The organism is Metasolibacillus sp. FSL K6-0083, from assembly GCF_038630865.1.
GTDB classification, from domain to species: Bacteria; Bacillota; Bacilli; order Bacillales_A; family Planococcaceae; genus Metasolibacillus; species Metasolibacillus fluoroglycofenilyticus.
Genome location: NZ_CP152046.1, coordinates 719,593 through 736,543, shown reverse-complemented (window position 1 = coordinate 736,543; position 16,951 = coordinate 719,593). Strand labels below are relative to the sequence as shown.

At 38.1% G+C, this 16,951-nt stretch carries 21 protein-coding genes, 1 CRISPR repeat array and 1 riboswitch (1 of these 23 cut by a window edge); of the genes, 16 read left to right on the top strand and 5 right to left on the bottom strand.

All coding sequences use genetic code 11. The features are described 5' to 3' along the window. Together MHB51_RS03355 and MHB51_RS03350 are read right to left on the bottom strand one after the other, a co-directional pair. Positions 1-588 (bottom strand): hypothetical protein, encoded by a 588-nt coding sequence (locus MHB51_RS03355; protein WP_082798931.1) that lies wholly within the window; start codon positions 586-588, stop codon positions 1-3. A 79-nt stretch (positions 589-667) separates the two neighbouring features. Continuing rightward, positions 668-1,321 carry a hypothetical protein gene (locus tag MHB51_RS03350; RefSeq protein WP_066163309.1) on the bottom strand — a complete coding sequence of 218 codons (654 nt, stop codon included), beginning with the start codon at positions 1,319-1,321 and terminating at the stop codon, positions 668-670. 275 nt (positions 1,322-1,596) lie between these two features. On the opposite strand from MHB51_RS03350, the gene MHB51_RS03345 reads away from it, so the two are divergent. The 10 genes from MHB51_RS03345 to MHB51_RS03300 all read left to right on the top strand — a co-directional run bounded on the left by MHB51_RS03345 (position 1,597) and on the right by MHB51_RS03300 (position 8,850). Continuing rightward, on the top strand, positions 1,597-2,385 hold the full coding sequence (locus MHB51_RS03345) for a hypothetical protein (RefSeq protein WP_342558976.1): 789 nt from the start codon (positions 1,597-1,599) through the stop codon (positions 2,383-2,385). A gap of 102 nt (positions 2,386-2,487) precedes the next feature. After that, positions 2,488-3,141, top strand: coding sequence for an exosporium glycoprotein BclB-related protein (locus MHB51_RS03340; RefSeq protein WP_066163304.1), 654 nt, complete (start codon positions 2,488-2,490; stop codon positions 3,139-3,141). Between the two features lie 192 nt (positions 3,142-3,333). Beyond that, positions 3,334-3,804 carry a dihydrofolate reductase gene (locus MHB51_RS03335; protein ID WP_066163302.1) on the top strand — a complete coding sequence of 157 codons (471 nt, stop codon included), beginning with the start codon at positions 3,334-3,336 and terminating at the stop codon, positions 3,802-3,804. A 405-nt stretch (positions 3,805-4,209) separates the two neighbouring features. Further along, entirely contained in the window at positions 4,210-4,332 is a 123-nt protein-coding gene (locus MHB51_RS03330) for a hypothetical protein (RefSeq protein WP_268807855.1), read from the top strand. A 142-nt stretch (positions 4,333-4,474) separates the two neighbouring features. After that, on the top strand, positions 4,475-5,251 hold the full coding sequence (locus MHB51_RS03325) for a hypothetical protein (RefSeq protein ID WP_107942681.1): 777 nt from the start codon (positions 4,475-4,477) through the stop codon (positions 5,249-5,251). Beyond that, positions 5,245-5,601: a GntR family transcriptional regulator gene (locus tag MHB51_RS03320; RefSeq protein WP_107942682.1), complete on the top strand. Its 357-nt coding sequence runs from the start codon at positions 5,245-5,247 to the stop codon at positions 5,599-5,601. Before MHB51_RS03325 ends, MHB51_RS03320 begins: the two co-directional genes overlap by 7 nt. A 4-nt stretch (positions 5,602-5,605) precedes the next feature. Further along, positions 5,606-6,307: an ABC transporter ATP-binding protein gene (locus MHB51_RS03315; protein ID WP_342558975.1), complete on the top strand. Its 702-nt coding sequence runs from the start codon at positions 5,606-5,608 to the stop codon at positions 6,305-6,307. 1 nt (position 6,308) lies between these two features. Beyond that, a complete protein-coding gene (locus MHB51_RS03310) occupies positions 6,309-7,232 on the top strand; it encodes an ABC transporter ATP-binding protein (RefSeq protein WP_342558974.1) in 924 nt (307 codons plus the stop codon). Then, positions 7,210-8,139, top strand: coding sequence for an ABC transporter permease subunit (locus tag MHB51_RS03305; protein ID WP_342558973.1), 930 nt, complete (start codon positions 7,210-7,212; stop codon positions 8,137-8,139). The genes MHB51_RS03310 and MHB51_RS03305 overlap by 23 nt, the downstream gene beginning before the upstream one ends. A 177-nt stretch (positions 8,140-8,316) precedes the next feature. Continuing rightward, a complete protein-coding gene (locus MHB51_RS03300; protein WP_342558972.1) occupies positions 8,317-8,850 on the top strand; it encodes an NADPH-dependent FMN reductase in 534 nt (177 codons plus the stop codon). A 578-nt stretch (positions 8,851-9,428) separates the two neighbouring features. Here the strand turns inward: MHB51_RS03300 and MHB51_RS03295 are convergent. Beyond that, positions 9,429-10,001, bottom strand: coding sequence for a YdcF family protein (locus MHB51_RS03295; RefSeq protein ID WP_342558971.1), 573 nt, complete (start codon positions 9,999-10,001; stop codon positions 9,429-9,431). A 124-nt stretch (positions 10,002-10,125) separates the two neighbouring features. After that, a riboswitch (TPP riboswitch) is annotated at positions 10,126-10,226 on the top strand. A 173-nt stretch (positions 10,227-10,399) separates the two neighbouring features. On the opposite strand from MHB51_RS03295, the gene thiM reads away from it, so the two are divergent. The 5 genes from thiM (at position 10,400) to MHB51_RS03270 (ending at position 14,158) form a co-directional block, all read left to right on the top strand. Next, positions 10,400-11,146, top strand: coding sequence for a hydroxyethylthiazole kinase (gene thiM / locus MHB51_RS03290; RefSeq protein WP_342558970.1), 747 nt, complete (start codon positions 10,400-10,402; stop codon positions 11,144-11,146). A 5-nt stretch (positions 11,147-11,151) separates the two neighbouring features. Next, positions 11,152-11,967, top strand: a complete 816-nt coding sequence (gene thiD, locus MHB51_RS03285; protein WP_342559461.1) for a bifunctional hydroxymethylpyrimidine kinase/phosphomethylpyrimidine kinase — start codon at positions 11,152-11,154, stop codon at positions 11,965-11,967. Continuing rightward, on the top strand, positions 11,964-12,599 hold the full coding sequence (thiE, locus tag MHB51_RS03280; RefSeq protein WP_066163287.1) for a thiamine phosphate synthase: 636 nt from the start codon (positions 11,964-11,966) through the stop codon (positions 12,597-12,599). The genes thiD and thiE overlap by 4 nt, the downstream gene beginning before the upstream one ends. 78 nt (positions 12,600-12,677) lie before the next feature. After that, positions 12,678-12,815, top strand: coding sequence for a hypothetical protein (locus tag MHB51_RS03275; RefSeq protein ID WP_342558969.1), 138 nt, complete (start codon positions 12,678-12,680; stop codon positions 12,813-12,815). Positions 12,816-13,426: 611 nt separating this feature from the next. Next, the gene (locus tag MHB51_RS03270; protein WP_342558968.1) at positions 13,427-14,158 is read left to right on the top strand and encodes a hypothetical protein; all 732 of its coding nucleotides are present in this window, start codon (positions 13,427-13,429) and stop codon (positions 14,156-14,158) included. Positions 14,159-14,174: 16 nt separating this feature from the next. On the opposite strand, the gene crcB (MHB51_RS03265) is transcribed toward MHB51_RS03270, so the two are convergent. Further along, positions 14,175-14,522 (bottom strand): fluoride efflux transporter CrcB, encoded by a 348-nt coding sequence (gene crcB / locus MHB51_RS03265; RefSeq protein WP_107942687.1) that lies wholly within the window; start codon positions 14,520-14,522, stop codon positions 14,175-14,177. Continuing rightward, entirely contained in the window at positions 14,519-14,899 is a 381-nt protein-coding gene (gene crcB, locus MHB51_RS03260; protein WP_342558967.1) for a fluoride efflux transporter CrcB, read from the bottom strand. Before crcB (MHB51_RS03260) ends, crcB (MHB51_RS03265) begins: the two co-directional genes overlap by 4 nt. 58 nt (positions 14,900-14,957) lie before the next feature. Between crcB (MHB51_RS03260) and MHB51_RS03255 the strand changes: the two genes are divergently transcribed. Next, positions 14,958-15,347 (top strand): NUDIX domain-containing protein, encoded by a 390-nt coding sequence (locus MHB51_RS03255; RefSeq protein WP_066163279.1) that lies wholly within the window; start codon positions 14,958-14,960, stop codon positions 15,345-15,347. A gap of 272 nt (positions 15,348-15,619) precedes the next feature. After that, a CRISPR array of direct repeats spans positions 15,620-16,951; the repeat unit is 33 nt; unit sequence GTCTCTCTCTGTATTGAGAGAGTGGATTGAAAT; it runs 1,574 nt beyond the window's last position.

Sequence of the window (16,951 nt, the reverse complement as noted above, 5' to 3'; positions counted from 1 at the left end):
TTATGTTGGCTCATTGTGTGCATCTGCCCCTTCCTCTGCATATCCTACACTACAAATATGTAGCGGATTGATTACTGGACTTCCTTCAGGTATTTCATCGCAGTATGTCCAGCCTTCTAAAAGTCCAAAATATGGTGTTTGGTGTGTCCATGTAAGCTGAAAATGTGGGAAAACAATCATTTCATTAGGTGCGATAATACTTTGATTAACTGGCTTAAACCAAAGCTCGTGCTTGCTTTTGACATCATTAAAGCGTTCCCAAATAAGCTGTTCATGAAATGTTTGTTTCATTTGACCGATAATATACTTCCCAGAAAAAGAGAAAGGTGCGTGTTTATGTAGTCGTAAATGGATAGAGGGGTTCGTTATCGGCTGTGTACCAACATTCAAAATGTGATAAGAAGCTAAGCAAAAGTTTTCCTCCTCTCGCTCATGTGACACAGTCATAGAGCTTGTAAAATAGCTAATTAACTGCGTTTCTTTAGAAAATACTTTTTGCTCTAGCTGCTGTTGAATGGTTTTTACATAGTTAGTCGTTTGTTGCTCGAGCTGTTTCATTTTTTCGATAATTTGCGAATGAATTTGCAAATCATTACCTCCTTACGAAAAAGAAAGAGAGGACAGTGCCTCTCTTTACATTATGTTGAAGCTAGTTGGAATAGCACCATTAACAGTTGCTTGGGAAGACATTTCCACATTTTTGTGGGCGAGCTGCTGGTGAGCAAGAGATTGGGAAATCTGCACGAGGCTCACAGTATTCAGCTAAAAATTCTACTGTTACTGGGAAAGTAGATTGAATGCTTTGGCAAACCGTCACAGTTACAGACAAGTTAGTGAATGTAATTGTTGGTGTACCACCTGTAGGGAATTCTGGCGTAATAGCACCTGTTGAGCAGACGAAGCAGTCTAAGTCTGTGTATGTTACTTTAACATCTGTTCCTTTAGGTGCACATAATGTAATTTGCTCGCAGCGAGAAATGTTAAATGACTCACTTTCATACATCATATTGTTCGCTGTTTTCACTACAATTGTCACAATGAAGTTTTTTTGCACTGTTAATTGCTGTAGTTTAACCGACCTTCCTGAAAGTGTAAATTGGCGATTTTCACGGCTCAAAATAACGACAGGATTTGTTGGATCTGGTACTACTCTACATTGGATTGATGCATGCGTTAAATCAACACCTGCTGGCAGTGTTGGAAAAGCAACCGCACCTTGTGGTGTAAGCTCAAAAGTAAGCTCTTTAACGATCCAATCGTATACTTTGTCGACATTGATACAAATTAGCTCGCGCACTTGCGATTGATTTATTTCTTGCATATTTTGTTGACACCTCCATAAAAGTTTTTTTCTTTCGTTTGTATCATATGACGCAGTAACAGTCGTATTTAGGCATTCAAAATGGGCGCTACTAGTCTTGCTGAAAACATGATGTGCTACTGTCACATCTAAGCATGGTCGCAATAAACTACGGTATAAAGTAAAACTGCTATTAGTGAGTTTCCACTAATTGTAGTCTTTACAAATGGACATTTGCAGGAAGGTTTTTATGCCTATGTCAGCAAATGCGAGATAAATGGAAAGGAGGATAGAATATGAGCAATTCCAAACAATATACAACTCATGATTTTGAGGCGTTACGTATGCAAGTTGCAGCGTGTAAGGAAAAGCTAGAGAAGGCACAAAATAATAATGCCAAGGCGCAATTATTACAAATGAAACAGCGAATTTCTACTATAAAAAATCAATTGCAGCAGCCTGAAAAATTAGTTGAGGCAGAGGAATATAAGCCAGAGCATGAGGAGCAATTAATGATGGAAAAAAGAAGAGAACAGCGAATAGACGATGGCTTAGAGCTTTCTTATCGGCAATTGCAACAATTATTGCATTCTAGAAAAGTGAAAGAAACGAACATTACGGAAACGAGGCATTTAGAAAGTAGGGTAGCTGGCCCAAGACATTTTAACGAGCATTATTTCCAATCGGTTTACACATATCCAAGCCATGTGCATAATGGCTTATATCGCAATGCGCATAAGCCCATTGTTTTAAGAGATATAGATTCCATACAAAAAAATGAACATGTGCCACAACAACAAACGGTACCCTCAAAGATAAGACATGAAATAATAGAAAATGCTGAGATACCACAGGTGGAAATGCAACAAACTATGAATGGGGAAACAGTCTCTTTTGAGGAGTTAGAGGTGCGACAGGAAAGTCCCCAAATGGAAATACTTGCTACTGAAAACGAGGATTTAAAGGAGGAGCCACTGGACTTTATAACGTCCACTGTAGCACTTGAATCAATAAATGAGGAAACAACGTATGGGCAGAAAAAGGAAAAGCATACCTCATGGTGGAATTTTTTTAGGAAAAAATGATTGAAATAAAGCACTCCGAGCAAAACATCAAAAGTAGCGTAGTTGTTAGCCCTTCACTCCTTTCTCTCTATGAATAGGATAAAGACGAAAGGAGGTGGAACAATGACAAATAAATATTTTAAGTTTCATAGAGACTGTGGTTGTTCATCAGGCTCAAACAATTGCACATCAAGCGGACCATTTCAAGCAATCGATGCAGCTTGTGTTGTAACACCACCGAATAATGGTGTTACAGGTGGCTCAATTATTCCATTTTCTTCTGGTACAGTACCAGCAGTGTTAACAACAATTGGAGGCGGTTTAGTTGGCACAGGGAGCTTGATTGGCTTTGGTACGTCTGTGCCTAGTATTTCCTTGGCTGGTGGTTTAATTGAATTGCCGCTTGGTTCGGCTGCTGTCCCGTTAACGGAAGCTTTTTCTATGCCACGCGCAGGTAGATTAACAGCGATTTCAGCATCCTTTACAGCAACGGTCGGTGTTGCACTTGGTAGCTATACAGTCAACGCACAAATTTACCGAGCAGCTGCTGGCACTACAGCATTCACGCCATTAGCTGGTGCAACAGTTGATTTAAGCCCAGCAATCGTTAACCCTATAACGCTGGCACAAACAGTACAAGGTACAGCAACATTACCATCTATTCCAGTAGCAGCAGGTGATTTACTCATTATGGTATTCTCTGTGACGGGCTCAGGTGCATTATTAGAGGCTGCAACGATTACAGGTACAGCAAGTGCAGGCCTGAATATCGCATAATGAATAGACGCATGGGCAAATGACGTATATTTTTATGCTATACAGCTGATAATGTATGATAAAGTTAAACTTCAACAGGCTGTCGGGAAAGTAGGCTAGCACCTACATTTCCCAACAGTCATTTATGTTTTTCCATATTGCTGTGTTGATTTTTTCAGTATATGCTTAGTATAGGATTGAAGGAGTGATGAAATGATTTCATTAATAGTAGCACATGATAAAAATCGAGTAATAGGCTATGAAAATCAGATGCCATGGCATTTACCTGGGGAATTAAAGTATTTCAAGGAAATGACGATGGGGAAGCCGATTATTATGGGGCGTAAAACATTTGAATCAATTGGAAGGGCTTTACCGGGAAGGCGAAATATTATCATTACACGCAATGCATCATATAAAGCAGATAATATCGAAGTAGTGACGAGCTTAGACGAAGCGCTGCAGTTAGTGAAGGACGAGCCTGAAATTATGATTATTGGTGGAGAACAAATTTTCAAGCTAGCATTAGAAGTGGCAGACCGATTATATATTACAGAAATCGACTATGCTTTCGCTGGAGATACATATTTTCCTGCATATGAAGATTGGAAGCTAATAAGCAAAAGAGAGCCTGTCCAAGCTAAAGAGGGCTTTTATTTTACTTATTGTATTTTTGAAAAATAAAATTGGAGAAGCGTTCAAAAGCAGGGGAAGCACTGCCTTTGAACGCTTTATTTGTTTTTTATTAAAATAATAATCGTTCAAAAGGAATGTAAGCTGTTTTAAAAGATTGTAAACGGTGAAATTAGCGATTTTCCTTTGAATTTGAGATGAAATAAGTAAAGTTCTAAAAAAAGGAATGTATCTTTTAAACAGCTCTTTTTACATATCAATAGTGCGCCTAACATGTGATTTGCCATAATTTCTTCACGATTATTACTAATTCCTTGAACAATTTGTGAAAATGAAAAAAAGGACTTTTCTTTTTCGAAAAAAGGTGTAGAATAATAATTAAGAAGTTGTTATAAAACAGTTTTGTATATAATGAAACTGTTATAATACTAAATGAACTGAATGGAGGGTTTTAATATGTGGGTAATTACAGTATTTGAGCAACAGGACGTTCGTATTTTTGAGTACACAAGCAAAGATGAGGCAACAGAAGCATTACAGAAATTTAACAAAAATGCAGTATTGTCGTATACAAAATAAAACAGTAGTCACTTTAAAATTTTCAAAAGGAGTAGGGGAAAGCAAGCGTTAAATTGCTTTCCTGTTACTTCTTTTTTTATTTGCTTTTTTTATAATATGAGTGTACTATTTACCTATTACACTATGACGCGAGGTGATATAAATGAAAAGCTTCATCGCATTACTGCAAAAAGAGTGGCTAGTTGTGCGCGGAAACATCCTTTTTTTATTCGTTATTGGGCTACTGTTAATTTTTGGCGTACCGTATATTATTAATAAAAATGCAGAGACGTCTATTACAATAGGCGAACTAGTGATGATTTTTCTTGTGTTTTCAGTTTTATTAGGGACGATTGCTTCGCCCGTTCAATTTGTAACGAGCTTACGCACAGATGTTAATCGCAAGGAGATATGGTTACATTCTCCCCAATCAATTTATAAGCTAGTAGGCGCAAAAGCGTTATTTAGTATTTGTCTGTTTATTGTTTTTACATTTGTTGTTTTATGCAGCGCATTTATTATTATTTCAACACAATTGGAGTGGACATTGCTCAAAGCGTTGATTGCAAGCATCGTGATGACAATAGGCTTAACATGCTTACAGCTTTTAATTTTGACATACACGCAAGTTTTTTACACTTTCTATTTGCAGCTCAAGCGTTATATTGGCAAATTCTCCATGGCAGTGACAGTTCCTCTGGCTATTTTTGTAGGCTTTCTGTTAACAAAAATAGAAAATAGCACATTGTATCGTGCAATATTGCAGAAGGGCTATATATCTTTAGAGTCGCTTGAAAATTATTTACAGCCATCTAATCAATCTGTTTTCTTTTATGTTGGGTCCATTTATATAGTCCAAATATTGTTTTATGCATGCTGTGTCATCATTTTGTTTATATTGAGCTCGAAATGGCTTGAAAAGGTGGTATCGCAATCATGACTGATTTTACGCGAGATAAACCAATTTATAGTCAGTTAGTTGATAGAATTTGTGGCGATATTATTAAAGAACATTTACGTTTAGGTGATAAGCTACCGTCTGTGCGCGAATATGCGGTGCAAAGTGGCGTCAATGTCAATACAGTACAACGTGTTTATAAGGAGTTGGAATTGATGCAATTAACGGAAACAAAAAGAGGGCAAGGAACTTTTATTACGTCAAATGAACAGCGGCTACTTGAGCTGCGAGATAGCATGAAGGAGCAGCTTGCTGAGAGCTTTTTAGCGTCGATTGCATCGTTCGGTTTTTCGAAAGAGGAGATGCTACAACTGTTACAACGAAAGGGATGAGAATATGCTACAGCTTTCAAATATTAGTTTTTCCTATATGAAAAAACCTGTTTTACAAAATATTTCATGCCAATTCGAGCTTGGTAAAATAGTAGGTGTTGTCGGTGGAAATGGTGCGGGAAAATCCACATTATTAAAGCTAATAACAGGTATTTTGCGACCGGTGCAAGGGGAAATTAAGCTAAATGGCCAATGTGTTACAAGAACAAGTGCCGATAAAATAGCCTTTTTGCCAGATATGGATTTATTTTATGATTTTTATACTGTAGAACAATTATTTCACTTTTATCAAACACAGTTTACAGATTTTTCTTATGAAAAGGCCTCAATAATTGGTGAGTTTTTGGAAATTGAACGTGGTCGCAAGCTGCGCCAATTATCAAAAGGGCAGCGCGGTCGCGTGAAAATGGCGGCTACTCTAGGGCGTGAAGTGCCATTTTATGTGATGGATGAGCCTTTTGCTGGATTAGACCCAATGGTGAAGGATTCTTTAATTAAAGGACTAATTCAATTTACAGATATGGAAACACAAACAATTATTTTATCAACACATGAATTATACGAGGTAGAACCTGTTTTAGATGAGGTATTGCTACTGCGTGATGGGCGTATTGCTGCACATGAGCAGCTAGAAGTTATTCGAGATGAGCATAATCAAGATGCAGTGCAGTGGATGAAAGCATTACATGCGGAGAGGATGGGGTAATATGGCACAACAGCCAATTGTACAATTGCGCAATTTAACGAAAATAATTGGGGGGAAAAAGCTTATTGATAGCCTTAATTTAGATTTATATGCGGGGCAAATTACTGGATTTTTAGGACCGAATGGCGCGGGGAAAACGACAACAATTCGTATGATGACAGGCTTAATGCACCCGACAGAGGGAGAGGTGCTAATTGAGGGACAATCGCTAAAAGAGCATTATGAAGAAGCGATTAGTAAAATTGGCGTAATCGTTGAAAATCCTGAAATGTATAAATATATGTCAGGCTATAAAAATTTATTGCATTTTGCGCGTATGCATCAGCATGTTAATAAAGAACGTATTGATGAGGTAGTACATCAAGTCGGGCTAGAGAAGCGTATTCATGAAAAAGTTTCAACTTATTCCTTAGGGATGCGTCAGCGCTTAGGCTTAGCTCAAGCGTTATTACATCGTCCAAAGTTTTTAATATTAGATGAGCCTACGAATGGTTTAGACCCTGCTGGCATTCGAGAATTCCGCACATATTTGCGTAAAATTGCTGCGGAGGATGGCGTTTCTGTTTTTGTATCGAGCCATTTACTTTCTGAAATGGAGCTGATGTGTGACCGCATTGCCATTATCCAAAATGGCCAGCTTATTGATATTCGAGAGGTGCATGATGAGGCTGAAACAATTTATTATGTTGAGGCTGAGCCTTTAGCGAAAGTACAGGAAGTGATAGAGAAGCTACAAATTGAATTTATGACAAAGGCGAAAGGCTTGGAGCTTCATATACAAAAAGAGCAAGTACCGCAACTTATAAGTCAGCTTGTGGCACAGCAAGTAAATATTTTTGTTGTTCAGCCACAGCAAAAAACATTAGAAGAACAGTTTTTAGAAATGACAGGAGGCGGACAAATTGCTGAAACTCATACAAAATGAATGGATGAAATTATGGCATCAAAAAGCCACATGGACAATGCTTGGCATTTTAGTAGCAGTTATTGTTGGGGCTGGTGCTTTAAATAAATATTATGAGGAGCCAGACACACGTGATTGGCATGCGGTGGAAAAAGAGAATATTGAAACATCAAAGCAAATACTCGCAGAAGAAGACAATGCAGCAAATACTTACTGGCAGGATGCAATAGCTATTTCTGAATACCGGTTAGCTCATGATATTGCACCGCCGACAGGTATGACGGTGGCCAGCTTTATGGATTTTGGCGTGCAGCTCATATCTATTGTGACATTGTTTACTGTAATCGTAGGAGCAAGTATCGTGTCGAGTGAATTTTCAACAGGTACAATCAAAATGCTATTAACTCGCCCTGTTACACGTGCCAAAATTTTAACTTCAAAACTTATCGCAACATTCGTTTATGGGCTTTTTATGCTTGCTGTTAATTTTGCTTTAGCTTGGATTGTTGCTCTTATTTTATATAGCGGAAATACAGGTACTGTACTAGAAGTTGTTAACGGTCTAGTACAGGAGGTAGATGTTTGGAAAAACATAATTGAACTTTCGATTTTATCAGCAGGCAATTTTATCATGTCCATTCTTTTTGCCTTTTTAATTGGCTCTGTGTTTAGGTCAAGTGCTTTAGCAATTGGTCTGACAATGTTCTTAACCTTTATGGGTGGGGCAATTATAATGGTTATTAGCAGATATTCATTTACAAAATATGTTTGGCTTGCACATACAGATTTAACTCAATATTATGGTGAAGGCCAGCATATGATAGCAGGTGTAACAATGCCATTTTCTCTGGCGGTGTTAGCGATATACGCAATTATTTTCCTTGTGATTAGCTATTGGTCCTTTACAAAGCGTGATGTCACAGCTTAAGTAAAGAGACGGTTACAGACATCTATTATCAGTTTGTCGAGTTTTGCTGTTGAGCAAAAAAATTGTCATAGGTCTGCATCATCAAGTAAGCTAATTTATAATAATGATTTGTTTGAAATATGCTATTTTCGGATACATTATTATCATTATAGAAGCAATCAAGATGGAGGCAAATTTATGAACATTGTAGCAATTGTAGGAAGTTTACGTGCAGCATCATACAATATGATGTTAGCAAAATTTATTCAAAATCGTTATGCAGAAAAAGTAACGGTTGATATTTTAACATTACATGATATTCCAATGTATAACCAAGATGAAGAGAACAATCCAACGCAAGCAGTTGTTGATTTTAAAGCGAAAGTGAAGGCTGCTGATGCAGTGCTTTGGCTTACGCCAGAATATAATTCGTCTATCCCAGGGGTTTTAGGGAATGCGATTGATTGGCTATCACGAGTTGATAAAGTGATGATTGGCAAGCCGTCATTTATTATGGGAGCATCAATGGGCAATTTAGGAACAGTAAAGGCACAAATGCATTTACGTGATATTTTATTTGCCTCAGGCTTAGGTTCACCTGTATTACAGGGAAATGAAGTGTATATTGGTGCAGCCCATACGAAATTTGATGCAGCTGGTAATTTAACAGATGAAGCAACAATTCAATTTTTAGATAAAGTTATGAATAATTTTATCGAGTGGGTACAGTAAAATAGAAAAAGGCTAACGGAAAAGAATTTTTAAAGTGTAGCTTTTATATTAAATATATACTTAAAATCTATTTGTAATATTGACGATGATTTATCATTAAACACTTTACAAAGAGGGTGTCCCCAAATGGTTTTTGGACGCCCTCTATTTTTTTATGTTATATTTAGTAGAAAAGAACTAAAGGTGTTGTAAATGCACTCTTTGCTAACAAAGATAAAAGAGTTTTTTCATCAAATAAATCATTACATAAAAAAATAGGTCTGTCCCAAAAGCTGTGCATAGCCAGCATTTTGGACAGTAGCGATGATGTTTCACAAAATATTGATTTATATAAACAGAGAACGCCTTCTTTAAAAATGTGATAAACATTGGCTTAAGCAGTGTTATCCTTCAGTAAAAGGGAAGGGATGAAAACCTTTATTTCAATGCGGTGTCAAAACAATATGAACCTTTCAGACAACCCCCGAAGAATGCCAGATTTGCGCAATTATTGAAATGGGGTAAAAAAGCGCATCAAAGTGTGTTATCAATGCGTTGAATATGCGGGGCGACGCGCCTATCGTAAGTAATATACGTCTTTATCGCTTAAATATATATGTTTTTAATAGCGCGAGTCGCTCGCGCATTCTTGATTTCACTTCTACGGATGTTGGTGTTTTAGCTACAAGCACGTCCGCTTCTAACCCAATAATTTCCGCTAAAAATTTAGCACGTTGCAAATGGTAGTCGTTAGATACAATCGTAATTGTTGTAATGTCCTCTGGTAATAGCTCCTTTGAAAAAAGTAAATTTTCATATGTAGAAGTGGAGTCTTCTTCAAGTAATATACGCTCTGCTGAGATACCGTGACTTATTAAATAGTCTGCCATTATAGATGCTTCTGTTGCGGGCTCATCATCTCCTTGACCGCCTGAAACGATGACTTGTACATGCGGGTGTTTTTGTAAATAATCGTTTGCCGCTTCAAGTCGATATTGCAAGGATAAGGAAGGCTCACCAGTTGGTCGTACCTTTGCACCTAAAATAATTAAAAAATCATTTGTGCCATTTGCTTTTGGGGAAGTACCTTTATTTATTTCGTTGTCAAGAAAGTAATAGCCCACGCCATAAAAAATAGCAATAGCTGCTGCGATGGAAAGCCATTTTTTCATATAATCACCTCTTGCTATAATAGAACGAGTGGTAGGAGAAAAAGATTCAAATTATATCTCTTTAGCAAGAAAAATAGATTATCTATTGGAAAAATTCGCAACTAGTGCTACGATAATGAATGACAACAATTTGCAGGGGGACGCTTTTGGCGTTGAGAAGGTTAAAACCTGACCCTTAGAACCTGTTCAGTTAACACTGGCGTAGGGAGCAAAGTACACGGTAGTAATTTTTCCTTGTATTTGACGCTCTCTATGTTTAGAGGGCTTTTTTTGTCGACTATTATCGAGTGCTAATTTTAGATTTCATTTTTCGGCTAGGTTTGAAAAAGAAATGAGCTTCAAATTAGTCGATAGAGCTTTCCGGAAAATAAAAAACTTGGAGAAAGAGGTTGCAAACGATGACGATAGGTAAAATTCGACAACAGCATCCACTTATTCACTGTATAACAAATTACGTAGTAGCAAATTTTACAGCGAATGGACTTTTAGCAATTGGTGCTTCACCAGTTATGGCTGATGAAGTGAGTGAGGTGGAGGAAATGACCTCCATTTCGAACGGCTTATTAATTAATATCGGCACATTAAACCAATCTAAAGTTCCTGCGATGCTTGCGGCAGGAAAAACGGCGAATAAGCACGGGATACCTGTTGTGCTAGACCCTGTAGGGGTTGGTGCAACGAACTATCGCAAGCAAGTAATTCAAAGTCTATTGCAGCAAGTGCAGTTCCAATTAATTCGCTGCAATGAAGGGGAGCTTGCTGCCATAGCTGGTGTAGAATGGCAAGCAAAAGGAGTCGATAGTGGGCAAGGAAATATTGATACCATTTCTGTTGCGCAAGAAATAGCCAAAAAATATGCTACAATTGTTATTGTAACAGGTGCGACAGATATTGTGACAGATGGAAAAATTGTAGAAAAAGTAACGGGTGGTCATGAGCGCATGACATTCGTTACAGGTTCAGGCTGTTTATTAAGTGCACTATGTACTGCGGCGCTAACACTTGAAGGAGGACCGGTAGCCAATTTGGCATCGCTTTTACAAACGTATAAGGTAATAGCTGAAGAAGCGGAGCACAATTCAACATATATCGGCTCGTTCCAAGTAGAAGTATTAAATGGCTTAGAAAAATATGCGAAAGGCTGATGAATGTGAATATTGTTATGACAATTGCTGGCTCAGATAGTAGTGGTGGGGCAGGCATACAGGCAGATTTAAAAACATTTCAGGAGCTAGGCGTTTATGGCACATCTGCGATTACAGCGTTAACAGCTCAAAATACCCTTGGTGTATCGGATATTTTAGCTGCTTCCCCTGAATTTATCGTTGCCCAAATGAACGCGATTTTTGAGGATTTACAAGTAACTGCTGTAAAAACGGGTATGCTATTTTCCGCAGAAATTATTGAAGCCGTAGCGGTAGAGCTACGCAAGCAAAGTGTGCAGCTTGTTGTAGACCCTGTTATGATTGCAAAGGGTGGCGCAAGCTTGTTACAGCAAGAGGCGATTTATGCATTAAAAACGAAGTTACTACCTATTGCAACCGTCCTTACACCGAATATTCCAGAAGCTGAAGAAATTACAGGCATTACAATTACAACAGTTGCAGATATTGAAATAGCGGCAAAGAAAATTTTAGAACTTGGTGTGCAATGTGTGGTGATGAAGGGCGGTCATTTAGAGGGGGAGGAAGCTGTTGATATGGTATATTTTGCTGACGGCTCCTTCTTTGCGATGAGCAGTGAACGCATTGATACACCGCATACACATGGGACAGGCTGTACATTTTCCGCAGCTTTAACAGCATTTTTAGGAAAGGACTATGCTTTACGTGATGCTATTATAGAAGCAAAGCATTTCATTCAAGCAGCGATTTCACACCCATTAAATATTGGAAATGGACATGGGCCAACGAATCATTTTGCGTATCGTAAAGCGCAAATGAAAGGGCAGGTGAAGCTGCATTGAAACGTGAGAAGCTAGCCGTTTATTTTATTATGGGTACTATAAATTGTCAGCGTGAGCCGCTTCATATTTTAGAAGAAGCATTACAGGCTGGTGTAACCATTTTTCAATTGCGTGAAAAGGGAGAAGGGGCACTTAAAGGTGCTGCGCTACTAGAGTTTGCAAAGCGCTGTCAGGCACTTTGCCTTGCATATGATGTTCCCTTTATTATTAATGACGACATTGAACTAGCACTAGCTATTGATGCTGATGGTGTTCATGTTGGACAGGATGATATGAAGTTAGTGAAAATTCGCCAGCAGCTACCCGATAAAATAATCGGTGTATCCGTTCACAATGAGGACGAGATGCAGGCTGCTGTAGCAGGTGGAGCTGATTATGTTGGCATTGGGCCAATTTTCGCAACTATTTCAAAGGCAGATGCAAACGAGCCAGCAGGCGTCGCATTTTTAGCAAAGGCGAGAGCGACATATCCTACATTTCCAATTGTTGCAATTGGTGGTATTACAGCGGAGCGTGCTGAACAGGTGCTGACAGCAGGGGCGGATGGCGTTGCGGTTATTTCCGCGATTTGTCAAAGTGAAAATATAGAGGAAACAGTTAAAAAATTTTCATCTCTTCAGCAAAAAAACTAAATGAATAAAAGTTTTTAATAGCTATGTCACAACTCCTCCTTGTTATTCATTGTATGGATAAAAGGAGGAGTTTTTATAATGAAAACAATTGTTATCGTCGGTGGAGGATATGCAGGGCTTCATTTAATCGAAGTGCTGAAAAAAGAACTGAAAAGCTTGCTTGGAAAAACGATAAAAACTATTTGTATAGATAAAAACCCATACTACTCATGTTAAATTGTTTAGCACCCTATTTAAAGTAGAGTATTCTTTCTACTGTAATTATATTAAAATGGAAATATTATTTAGAAATAAAGAAAGGTAGCCATATTTCAAGGAGCAGGGAAAATGAGACTGAGAGAAGCAGCATTGGAGACGCACAGCAAGTCGCGACATTAGCCCAAAAAATTTGGTAAAACAGGTGATTGGCTTTACAGCGTTTTGATTATGTTGAAGGAACGAAGACGAATCCTGTCGGCTACTTAGAAGGTTTATTCCGCATAAACGGGCAGTAAGACACCCAATTCAAGACTTGAGTGAAAATCGACTTAAGGATAAGTGGGAGATTCACTGCCCAATTGGTTCAACTAACAATCAGTGGGGATGAGGAAACCCCCTCTACTTATTGGATTTTCACTTTTATGTGGAGGCGAATGCCCACATGCAATGTATTGTGAAAAAATTAGTTGCTACATGTGGAGAATGGGCTCGTCCGCAAGGCTGTGTGGAGTTTGTAAGTGATTGTGAATTAAAACAATGAAGAGAGCTTGAGAACGCATGTATAGCTAGGCTTTATCGAAGCAAACTGCATTATTTGTTTTACGAAAAAACTGTAGGAGGAACTTGTGATGGTATGGCACTATATTTCATCAAAGCTAGCAGCGGCTGGCTTTGCCCTTTCAATTATTTTTGGCTATTTACTTGTAATCACGAATTTTAATTTATATGAGTTTAGTGAAGCGGCACGTTCATGGACGCTTTGGGCAATACTTTTTGGCTATGGAATTATTATAACTTGCATTATTGATGCAGTGACAGAAAAATGGCAGCAAATTACCCGTTATAAAAATGCTTTATATATTTTAGCGGGCTTTCTCTTCTTCTTACCATTTGGCTTGTCGATATTTACTTTTATTGCGGGTGTTACAGGTGCTTTAGTAGCAGGTATTTTTTTAGGCGGACAAACAATTGCTAAAAATTCTAAAGCATTTAACATTGCATTCATCGCACTACCTTTACTTTTGCTAATTATGATTCAGTTCGATTTCACAACAAAAAAAGACTGGCAAGAAACGATGACTGAAAATACATTTAATGTAACGTATCAGCATTTCAATGGTCAGCATAAAATTCCTTTAAAGCTGGAAAAGGGTGATATTGTTACTTTTGAAGTTGTTGTTCATTTTGGAAATGGTGGGGGAGGGTACAGTTTCCAAAATGCGCAAGGTCATCCTATTGGTCAAGAGGAACTCGGTGCAAATCGTTATCAAGTAGAAATCCAAAAGGACGGTACATATTATATTGTTCTTACAGGAAATAGGGCAGCTGGAGAAGCCACGGTGGAGTGGGAAATTAAATAGGAGCGTCCCAGAAATGCTAGACGCCCATTAACCATCCACCTGCAAATGCAAGTAATATACCTAGGAGACAGCTCGCACTCATATAAAGCACGGCTGCGAGCAGCCCTTTATTTTCATAAAGCTTCACGCTCTCGACAGAGAAAGTAGAAAATGTCGTAAATGCACCTAAAAAGCCTGTACCAAATAGTAGCTGCCATGATGAATTAGGTGAAAGTACAATGCATACACCTAATAAAAACGAGCCAAGTAAATTAATACAAAACGTAGCGAGTGGGAAATATGTGTGAACATGCTGCTTTACCCAATTGCTGATGGCAAAGCGACTAATAGCTCCAAAAAAACCACCAATTGCGACGTAAATCATAAATTACCCTCCTTTGTACCGAGACGTAAGCCAACAAATGCACAAATAAAGCCACCAACTAAACTTAGAGTGATATAGCTAAAAGCGACAGGCGCTTGTCCATTCGTTAATAATGCTACACACTCTACACTAAAGGCGGAGAAGGTAGTAAATGCACCAAGAAATCCTGTCGTTATCGCTGTTGAAATATTCGGGTTGATATTTGGAAAGCGTGGTAAAAAGCTAGTAAGCCAGCCAAGTAATAAGGAACCAACTAAATTAATGGACAATGTGGCAAGCGGAAAATCGCTATTAAACTGCTCACCGAAATAAATGCTAATAGCGTAGCGTAAAGATGCTCCAAGAGCTCCAGCAAGACCAACTAGTAAGTAACGCATCAAATCACTTCCTTTTGAAGTTATATTTTATCATATTCATAAAAGATGGAGGGGTAATATGTTGGGGATTCGTAGCGCAGTTGTCATAGAAGAAAATAATAATGTCTTATTAATTAAACGCATAAAAAATGGACAAACCTATTTTGTTTTTCCAGGAGGTCAGGTAGAACAGGATGAAACAATTGAACAAGCAGCTATTCGCGAGGCATTAGAAGAAGTAGGTGTCGTTGTTGAGCTATTGGAGTTACTATGCAAGGTTCAATTCAACGGCCAACAATTTTACTATCGCGCAAAAATAGTTGATGGAAAAGTTGGTACAGGTAAGGGCCCTGAATATAGCAATCCAGAAATATATACAGGGATATTTGAGCCAATTTGGCTAGCAAAAAGTGAATTAAAATCACTAGATGTAAGACCGGCAGAAGTAGTAAATGTAATTATTTATTAATAGGAAAGGAAATTAATTATTCATGATGTAAAACAATCATCGTGAATTAATAGCATCATTCAAATAAGCTTTCAAGTAATTTTTAATTTGCTATAATAAATTATAAGTTTAAAGTGCGAATGTGAAGCAAACACACTTTTCCAAGGAGATTCGCACCTACCAGCTATTCAATTTTGGATTTATATGGTAGGTAGAGTGCGACAATATTCCTTTCGTTATTTATTTTTTAGTAAAAATCGATGTGAATTAGCAATTTTCCGTTGTTTTTCGCTGTCTCTCTCTGTATTGAGAGAGTGGATTGAAATCAAAACTACTTAAAACATTTAGAACAAGTGCAAAGTCTCTCTCTGTATTGAGAGAGTGGATTGAAATTTGAGTGGATTGAATTACTTAATATTTGATGATCGTCTCTCTCTGTATTGAGAGAGTGGATTGAAATTGATTGTGACTAATATTTCAATTAAATCTCTAATGTCTCTCTCTGTATTGAGAGAGTGGATTGAAATGTCTAACTGCTGCTGTTTTTTTTGCCTTTTGCTGGTCTCTCTCTGTATTGAGAGAGTGGATTGAAATAACAAGACCGGCAACCAAGAAAATCGGTACAAACCGTCTCTCTCTGTATTGAGAGAGTGGATTGAAATATCTTGTATTGTTATGTGCGTAATCGGGTCAGGTCTCTCTCTGTATTGAGAGAGTGGATTGAAATTTTTGGTCCAACTGATTTACTAGCGTCGGCGGTAGTCTCTCTCTGTATTGAGAGAGTGGATTGAAATCCCGCCGTCTTTCAAAACGACAATCTCATCCTCTGTCTCTCTCTGTATTGAGAGAGTGGATTGAAATCGTTGATGATTTCCATATGTTGTTCCACTAAGCGTCTCTCTCTGTATTGAGAGAGTGGATTGAAATTACATACATGCCATCAGATGCGTATGCGGTAATAGTCTCTCTCTGTATTGAGAGAGTGGATTGAAATGAACACTCGGTTTGCTTTTTCCAAATGTTCAAAGTCTCTCTCTGTATTGAGAGAGTGGATTGAAATACTGAAGCTGTTGTGACGGATGCGCGGGTATCTGTCTCTCTCTGTATTGAGAGAGTGGATTGAAATATACCGAATGCAGTCATTGCGTCTGTAACGATGGTCTCTCTCTGTATTGAGAGAGTGGATTGAAATGCATCATCGGGCTTACAAAACAAAACTTTGTAAGTCTCTCTCTGTATTGAGAGAGTGGATTGAAATGCATCATCGGGCTTACAAAACAAAACTTTGTAAGTCTCTCTCTGTATTGAGAGAGTGGATTGAAATATTACCTGGTGAAACCTCTACAAGATCATCTCTGTCTCTCTCTGTATTGAGAGAGTGGATTGAAATCGTTTGGTGAACTGATTTGGCGGGTTTGGGTTGCCGTCTCTCTCTGTATTGAGAGAGTGGATTGAAATCGAATTATCCACTTTAATGTAACCGCCAACAAAACGTCTCTCTCTGTATTGAGAGAGTGGATTGAAATATTAGTTGCATCTTGCGCTTCCACTGTCGCTTGGTCTCTCTCTGTATTGAGAGAGTGGATTGAAATATAGATATAAAAATATAGACACATTTAAACATG

Bases quoted from the DNA above. Each gene is read 5' to 3' on its own strand.
- MHB51_RS03350 (WP_066163309.1), bottom strand. From the start codon at position 1,321: ATGCAAGAAATAAATCAATCGCAAGTGCGCGAGCTAATTTGTATCAAT.
- MHB51_RS03345 (WP_342558976.1), top strand. From the start codon at position 1,597: ATGAGCAATTCCAAACAATATACAACTCATGATTTTGAGGCGTTACGT.
- MHB51_RS03340 (WP_066163304.1), top strand. From the start codon at position 2,488: ATGACAAATAAATATTTTAAGTTTCATAGAGACTGTGGTTGTTCATCA.
- MHB51_RS03335 (WP_066163302.1), top strand. From the start codon at position 3,334: ATGATTTCATTAATAGTAGCACATGATAAAAATCGAGTAATAGGCTAT.
- MHB51_RS03330 (WP_268807855.1), top strand. From the start codon at position 4,210: ATGTGGGTAATTACAGTATTTGAGCAACAGGACGTTCGTATTTTTGAG.
- MHB51_RS03325 (WP_107942681.1), top strand. From the start codon at position 4,475: ATGAAAAGCTTCATCGCATTACTGCAAAAAGAGTGGCTAGTTGTGCGC.
- MHB51_RS03315 (WP_342558975.1), top strand. From the start codon at position 5,606: ATGCTACAGCTTTCAAATATTAGTTTTTCCTATATGAAAAAACCTGTT.
- MHB51_RS03310 (WP_342558974.1), top strand. From the start codon at position 6,309: ATGGCACAACAGCCAATTGTACAATTGCGCAATTTAACGAAAATAATT.
- MHB51_RS03300 (WP_342558972.1), top strand. From the start codon at position 8,317: ATGAACATTGTAGCAATTGTAGGAAGTTTACGTGCAGCATCATACAAT.
- MHB51_RS03295 (WP_342558971.1), bottom strand. From the start codon at position 10,001: ATGAAAAAATGGCTTTCCATCGCAGCAGCTATTGCTATTTTTTATGGC.
- thiM (WP_342558970.1), top strand. From the start codon at position 10,400: ATGACGATAGGTAAAATTCGACAACAGCATCCACTTATTCACTGTATA.
- MHB51_RS03275 (WP_342558969.1), top strand. From the start codon at position 12,678: ATGAAAACAATTGTTATCGTCGGTGGAGGATATGCAGGGCTTCATTTA.
- MHB51_RS03270 (WP_342558968.1), top strand. From the start codon at position 13,427: ATGGTATGGCACTATATTTCATCAAAGCTAGCAGCGGCTGGCTTTGCC.
- crcB (WP_107942687.1), bottom strand. From the start codon at position 14,522: ATGATTTACGTCGCAATTGGTGGTTTTTTTGGAGCTATTAGTCGCTTT.
- crcB (WP_342558967.1), bottom strand. From the start codon at position 14,899: ATGCGTTACTTACTAGTTGGTCTTGCTGGAGCTCTTGGAGCATCTTTA.
- MHB51_RS03255 (WP_066163279.1), top strand. From the start codon at position 14,958: ATGTTGGGGATTCGTAGCGCAGTTGTCATAGAAGAAAATAATAATGTC.